Source organism: Hydrogenimonas sp. (genome assembly GCF_029933015.1).
Classification (GTDB): Bacteria; Campylobacterota; Campylobacteria; order Campylobacterales; family Hydrogenimonadaceae; genus Hydrogenimonas.
This window is the reverse complement of the sequence record NZ_JAOZOZ010000151.1, coordinates 1-3847: the sequence shown is the minus strand read 5'-3', so window position 1 is coordinate 3847 and position 3847 is coordinate 1. Positions and strand designations below refer to the sequence as shown.

General features: G+C 57.8%; 5 protein-coding genes. 2 read left to right on the top strand and 3 right to left on the bottom strand.

All coding sequences use genetic code 11. The annotated features are described in order from the left end of the window. On the bottom strand, positions 1–446 hold a 446-nt coding region (locus Q1K23_RS08430; protein ID WP_300363789.1), incomplete at its 3' end, for an FAD-binding oxidoreductase. Further along, positions 443–1165, bottom strand: coding sequence for a plasminogen-binding N-terminal domain-containing protein (locus tag Q1K23_RS08425; protein ID WP_300363787.1), 723 nt, complete (start codon positions 1163–1165; stop codon positions 443–445). The genes Q1K23_RS08425 and Q1K23_RS08430, both read right to left, overlap by 4 nt. Before the next feature lie 123 nt (positions 1166–1288). Between Q1K23_RS08425 and Q1K23_RS08420 the strand changes: the two genes are divergently transcribed. Further along, positions 1289–2500, top strand: coding sequence for a peptidoglycan DD-metalloendopeptidase family protein (locus Q1K23_RS08420; RefSeq protein WP_300363785.1), 1212 nt, complete (start codon positions 1289–1291; stop codon positions 2498–2500). Further along, on the top strand, positions 2497–3060 hold the full coding sequence (locus tag Q1K23_RS08415) for an NUDIX domain-containing protein (RefSeq protein ID WP_300363784.1): 564 nt from the start codon (positions 2497–2499) through the stop codon (positions 3058–3060). The genes Q1K23_RS08420 and Q1K23_RS08415 overlap by 4 nt, the downstream gene beginning before the upstream one ends. Positions 3061–3130: 70 nt before the next feature. Here the strand turns inward: Q1K23_RS08415 and Q1K23_RS08410 are convergent. Then, positions 3131–3847 (bottom strand): carbon-nitrogen hydrolase (locus Q1K23_RS08410; protein WP_300363782.1); only part of this gene is annotated, 717 nt, incomplete at its 5' end.

Here is a 3847-nt window from a genome sequence, read left to right as displayed (position 1 = left end):
GCGTTTTCACTGACGTTGCCGCCGAGGGTGGAGTACTCCTGGCTGGCCGGGTCGGGCGGATAGAAGAGCCCTTTGGCTTCCACGGCTTTTTGAAGATCCATGTTGATGACGCCGGGCTGGACGACGGCGACCATGTTGTCCATGTCGATCTCGAGGATCTTGTTCATATGTTTTTCCAGCGCCAGGACGATGCCGCCGTTGGTCGGAAGCGCGCCGCCGGTGAATCCGCTGCCAGCGCCTCTGGGGACCACGGCGATGCGGTGTTCGTTGCAGTATCTCAGTACTGCGCTCACGTCCGCTTCGTCACGGGGAAAGACGACGGCGTCGGGCTGGTAGCGCTCCCTGGTGGCGTCGTAGGAGTAGGCGATCATGTGGGCCTTGTCGTGGTGGAGGTTTTCTTCCCCGACGATTTTCCGCAGGGCCTGCAGATGGACGTTTTCAATCATTTTTCACTCTCCAGTTTTCTGTAGAAACGGTCGAAATCCTCGATTCTGTACTCGGTCCAGTCGTAGAAGGCGGAAGGGATCTCTTCGAAGCGGTTGAAGAAGGGCTGTTTGAAGTGTTCGGCGTCGACGGAGGTGACGTCGGAGCTTCCCACCTTCACCCAGCTGACACAGTCGATGAAATCGGTGCCGTCCTTGAACATGAACATGACGAGGCCCAGGTGCATCTTTTCGCACATTTTGGCGAAATGGTCCCGGTAGGGAAGGGGTGATTTGTCTTTGGCGAGTTCCGCGGCGAAGAGATCGGGATGGATCAGCCGGAGTTTCGGAAAGCTCTCCTTGGCCTTTTCGAAGGACTCCTGGTTGGGAACGATCGGCAGGACGCGGTCGTAGAGGTATCCCAGAATCACCGTGTCGCCGTTTTGCGGTTTCGTTTTGATCGTGGGAAGGTTGGGCTGCACGAGACCCCGGTAGGGGAGGAGTTTCAGTTTCGTAGACGCCTCGCCGCTCTGCGTGACGGCGACGGAGGCGACGATCGCCTTGTGGGTCTGGTCGTAGGCGTGGATCACGATGCCGCTGACACCCACGGGGATATTCCCGACGGCGACGGTGGCCTCGTTTTCGTGAAGATTCTCCAGCGGTACCGTGACGGTGCGGGGTTCTTCCGAAGCCGACAGGGATGTCGCCAGCAGAGCGAAAAGTAACAGAAAAGTACGTATCATCGGCGGTTGTCCTCATGTTTCGATTGATCGGGATTGATTATACTCAAACCATCTTTTAAAGCCACTTTAACGCTCTTTAGAGTAAAATTCCCACTATTTCAACTTAAAGAACACGACATATCCATGCGAAATATTTTCATCCTTTTTCTTTTCACGCTCACTTTTCTACAGGCTTCCGTCGTCGAAAAGTTGCCCTGGCCCCAGGGTGAGAGCTTCCTTCATTTTCTCGACCGCCACGGTCTGCCACAGTCGATCTACTGGAACCTCGACAAGGAGGACAAGGAGCTCTGCGAAGAGATCAGGGCCGGAGTCTCCTACTACATGATGACCGACGACAACGGATCGGTCATCGAGCAGGTTCTCATCCCGATCAACGAAGAGCTGCAGATCCACCTGGTACGGGAGGGGGAGGGATACCGTTTCGAAATGATCCCCGTGGCCTATCAGGAGATCACCGACATCTTCTCGCTGGCCGTCGAACACTCTCCCTACCAGGATATCATCGCAGCGACGAACAACAGGCTTCTGGCCCACGCCTTCGTCGACGCCTTCAAGAACAGTTTCGATTTCACCCGGTTGAGAAAGGGCGACCGTCTGGCCGTCGTATACAAGGAGAAGCTGCGTCTGGGAAGGCCGTTCGGTTTGCCGAAGATCGAGGCGGCCATGATCGAAAAGAGGAAAAAGCCCCACTACCTCTTTCGTTTCAAAGAGCGTTATTACGACGAGAAGGGCCGGGAGGTCGAAGGATTCCTCTTCAGGAAACCGGTGAATCACGTCCGGATCACGTCGCGCTTCACGCTGCGGCGCTGGCACCCCGTACTCCACCGCTACCGGGCCCATCTGGGTGTCGATTTCGGCGGACGGACCGGCACGCCGATCTATGCGGCCGCGGACGGGCGCATCATCTTCGCGGGGCGCCTGGGGGGATACGGCAACGTCATCAAGATCCGCCACAGAGACGGCTTCATGACGCTCTACGCGCACATGCACAAGTTCAGACGGGGAATGCGCCGGGGCAAGTACGTCAAAAAAGGGCAGGTGATCGGCTATATCGGCTCGACGGGGATGAGTACGGGACCGCATCTTCATTTCGGACTCTACAAGAACGGCCGTCCGATCAACCCCCTGGGGGTGATCAAGGTGACGAAAAAGACGATCTGGGGCAAGACGCGCAAAGAGTTTCTCCGCTATGCCGCCGACATGAAACAGAAACTGCAAAACGCCGTCAAGACACAGGCGTGCCCGGTCCGTCTCGATGACCTCTCCCGCTCGAAATACTGCATCGACGAAGTCGCCGAAAGCGACGGCGAGAGAAACGAAAGCGTGGGCGAATGATCGAAGATTTCCGCATCGAGGCGCTGAAGGAGTCCCGATTCGTCCGGCCCGCTCTCGTGAAGTACCGCCAAAACGGCGTGGAGAAGAGCTGGGAGATCATCCGCGCCCACGACAGCGTGGCCGTGCTGATCTACGACGGGGATCGGGACGCCTTCATCCTGGTCAGGCAGTTCCGACCCGCCGTCTATCTGCACGACGGAGAGGGGATGACGCTGGAACTGTGCGCCGGCATCGTGGACAAAAAGGCATCGCTGGCGCAGATCGCCAAAGAGGAGATCTACGAGGAGTGCGGCTACGACGTACCCCTCGAATCGATCGAAAAGATCACCTCCTTCTACACCTCCGTAGGATTCGCGGGATCGAAACAGACGCTCTACTACGCCGAAGTGGACGGAACGATGAAGGTACACGAAGGCGGGGGGATCGATCTGGAGGAGATCGAGGTCGTGGCGCTGCCACTCGAAAAAGCCAGGGATGTCATGTACGATGAGAAGATCGTCAAGACCCCGGGACTGCTCTTCGCCTTTATGTGGTTTTTCGACCGCCGTACCGGCCGCTAGCTCTCAATAGTTCCAAACGTTTCCCGATTTCCGTTTCCCGATTTCCGATCTCCCCGGCACGAAGCGCCGCTCAGTCGATATAGCGTTTCAGCAGCCCTTCGTAGGCGTCGATGCGACGGTCTCTGAGGAAGGGCCACCAGCGGCGCACCTCTTCGCTCCTTTTCAGATCGACGTCGCAGTGGAGTATCTCCTCCTCGTCGGTGGAGGCTTCGGCAAGCATCTCTCCCTGTGGGCCGCAGACGAAACTGCTTCCCCAGAACCGGATCCCCTCCAGCACGCCGCTGGGGTCCTTTTCGAAGCCGACACGGTTGACGGCTACCAGCGGGAGGCCGTTGGCGACGGCGTGGCCGCGCTGCACCGTCATCCACGCCTCTTTCTGTCTCGCTTTCTCATCTTCCGGATCGCTGTCGAACCATCCGATGGCGGTAGGATAGATGAGTATCTCCGCGCCTCTGAGCGCCATCAGCCTCGCCGCTTCGGGATACCACTGGTCCCAGCACACCAGCACGCCCAGCCTGCCCACGGAGGTATCGATCGGCTCGAACCCCAGATCGCCCGGCGTGAAGTAGAACTTTTCGTAGAAGCCCGGATCGTCGGGGATGTGCATCTTTCTGTATTTTCCCGCGACCGAACCGTCCTTTTCGAAGACGACGGCCGTATTGTGGTAGAGCCCCGGTGCACGCTTTTCGAAAAGGGAGGTCACCAGCACGACACCGTGCTCTTTCGCGACACCGCTCCAGAACGCTATATCTTTCTCGTAATCTTCCGCCAGATCGAAAAGCTCCGT

Coding starts and splice junctions, on each gene's coding strand:
- Q1K23_RS08425 (WP_300363787.1), bottom strand. CDS start 1,165: ATGATACGTACTTTTCTGTTACTTTTCGCTCTGCTGGCGACATCCCTG.
- Q1K23_RS08420 (WP_300363785.1), top strand. CDS start 1,289: ATGCGAAATATTTTCATCCTTTTTCTTTTCACGCTCACTTTTCTACAG.
- Q1K23_RS08415 (WP_300363784.1), top strand. CDS start 2,497: ATGATCGAAGATTTCCGCATCGAGGCGCTGAAGGAGTCCCGATTCGTC.